We start from the raw sequence: 2,438 nt of genomic DNA, 5'->3' as shown, positions 1-2,438 counted from the left end.
GGCTTTAATTAACGTACTGCTGCTGACTGTATGTTGCATATTTATCTCTTTTTTATTTGTTAATTACGTAGCCAGTCAGTTGATACACAATCAACATGACACCTGCGCTCATTAATAGAGTGTTTGTAAGCCTAGAAAAACGCTGAAATGAAGGCCATTTTCGCCATACATTAATGACAATCAAAATAACCACTAGCGCAGCAAATTGACCAAGTTCTACCCCAATATTAAAGGCCACTAGATTGGTAAAAAGGCCTTCTTTTGGTAAATTGAATTCCTGCAACTTAGTCGCTAAACCTAAACCATGAAACAACCCGAAAATTAATACTGCCCATTGGGTATTAGGCTGCCAATTAAAGCAACGCTTAAAGCCGCCTAAGTTATCAAATCCTTTGTACACGACAGATAAACCAATAATCGCATCAACGAGGTAGGCATTAACTTGAATATCACCTAAAACACCAAGTAGTAAGGTAGTGCTATGGCCAATAGTGAACATCGTGACATATAAGAAAACATCTCGGCTTTTATATAAGAAAAAGATAACACCAACCAGAAATAATAAGTGGTCATAGCCGGTAATCATGTGCTTAGCACCAATGTAGAGAAAAGGTACAAACTGCACGCCACTATTTTGTTCTAAAAAAGCTCGAGTGTTGTCATCAACCCCATGGGCAAATACTTCTATACTGATAAAAGCACAGCCAATGAGGATTGCGAACACGCAATAGCTTGATAATTTACTTAGCATTGGATGGCTCCAAAGTGTCTGTTTCAGTCAAAATAGCTTCCTTATGGGTGTGTAACATTCGATATAATGGAATGTGGTAAGCAAAACAAATAAATCAGTTGGTCATCGGTTTTTACTTTTACGGTTCTAACGAATTAATTCATTCATAGTCCTGATTCAATGGATAAAATAAGTCTCAATTAGATGATGGAGACCATCTACCAATAATACCGTAAACAGCATTGCAGTGAGAAAACACAGTCCCGTAAATACCAGAGTAAGTTCGGATATTTGGCTCTGTGGTGATAGAAGCTTTTGTACCCGCAAAGTAATTTGATCATGACTAAAATGACTAACCAGACTCCCCTCACAACTTTGGGGAAACTGACGTTGTTTCTTGGCTACTGAAATTAATGTTTGTGCCACATCAAGGTTATCGTGATAACCCGTTACGACGGAGTCTGCTTGTTGCTCTGTGAGCAAGGTAAAATGCTGTTGTAAAATGCGGCGAATTGGCTTTGGATAAAGCAGACAGAAAAAAGAGTAAATACTTTTAAATAGAGGATCTCTTGCACGAACATGTGCCAATTCATGTTGGATAATGATATCCAGAGCCGATGGTTCAAGTTGTTGAAGTAATCCAGTGGTAAGATAAACCCTAGGCTTGAGCAAGCCAATTGTAAAAGCTGCTGGGATGCTTAATGCAATAGAATAAATAGTCTGATTATTATCACAACTTATAGGTTGCACATCTGAAAATTTAAAAAGGTTGTGCATCGCGATTGAGTGTCGACGAACTTGAACAAACATAAGGTTAATCATCACAGCCAATATGAGGGCTGCAACAACCAACGTTAAGCCATGCCAGCTTGTAAACTTGAACACATCAATATGGTGCCAATGAGCAATTTTTTCCATCAAAGCGATTAAATTATTAGTATCTTGACGTGGAAAAAATATGACAACGCAACATAAAGCTATCCACCAAGGCGCGGTTGCTAATAGCCATAACGTTCGCTTTCGGGCAATAAAACCAAATGAATTGAGGTTATTTTTAATCAACGGGATAATGGCAGATATTAATATCGTCACGATAACGAAAGCCGTTATTGCAACACTCATTAAATTCAAGAAAATAGCCTCGTTACCCTCTAGCATTTTATATTTGCCTGCTACGTAACTGGCGTTGCTGTTCGATAAGTTTTTCCAACGCTTCAAATTGAGCATCATCGAGATTGGCTGACGAGGAAGCAAAAGCAGCAATAAGACTATGCTCGCCATCTTCGATAAAATCGGCTGTAACATCTGTAATTAACGTGGCGATGAGAGATTCACGATCGACTATAGCGGTGTACAAATGTGCATGCCCCTGCTTAGTTCGGCTTAACAGACTCTTCTTAAATAATCGATCTAATGTAGTTTGAATCGTGTTTAACGAGTTACCACGACTCATCCCAACGGCAATATGAACACGCTTCGCATCGGCTTCTTTTTCAGACCAAAGGAATTGAAGTACTAACTTTTCTAGATCGCCTAATTGCATTACATAGTTCTCTTAACAACGTATGCAATAGTATGTCAAACTAAAAACCTATCGGCAATAGGTTTTTATAAGCATGAGTGATCGGTAATTTATAATATTGATAATTAATAATATTTTATCACTGAAACGATTTCTATTTTAACCTCAGAGTTCGCAACGCTAACG

The 2,438-nt window shown here is 38.1% G+C and carries 3 protein-coding genes; all 3 read right to left on the bottom strand.

The features are described from left to right. Positions 1-52: 52 nt before the first annotated feature. Positions 53-751 carry a HupE/UreJ family protein gene (locus tag CXF78_RS20330; protein WP_102037772.1) on the bottom strand — a complete coding sequence of 233 codons (699 nt, stop codon included), beginning with the start codon at positions 749-751 and terminating at the stop codon, positions 53-55. A 156-nt stretch (positions 752-907) separates the two neighbouring features. Further along, the gene (locus tag CXF78_RS20325; protein ID WP_257984965.1) at positions 908-1,792 is read right to left on the bottom strand and encodes a M56 family metallopeptidase; all 885 of its coding nucleotides are present in this window, start codon (positions 1,790-1,792) and stop codon (positions 908-910) included. Positions 1,793-1,889: 97 nt separating this feature from the next. Further along, on the bottom strand, positions 1,890-2,273 hold the full coding sequence (locus CXF78_RS20320) for a BlaI/MecI/CopY family transcriptional regulator (RefSeq protein WP_011637975.1): 384 nt from the start codon (positions 2,271-2,273) through the stop codon (positions 1,890-1,892). Between the last annotated feature and the right edge of the window lie 165 nt (positions 2,274-2,438).

Source organism: Shewanella sp. 11B5 (genome assembly GCF_002836795.1).
Taxonomy (GTDB): Bacteria; Pseudomonadota; Gammaproteobacteria; order Enterobacterales; family Shewanellaceae; genus Shewanella; species Shewanella frigidimarina.
This window is presented reverse-complemented; position numbering and strand designations above follow the sequence as displayed.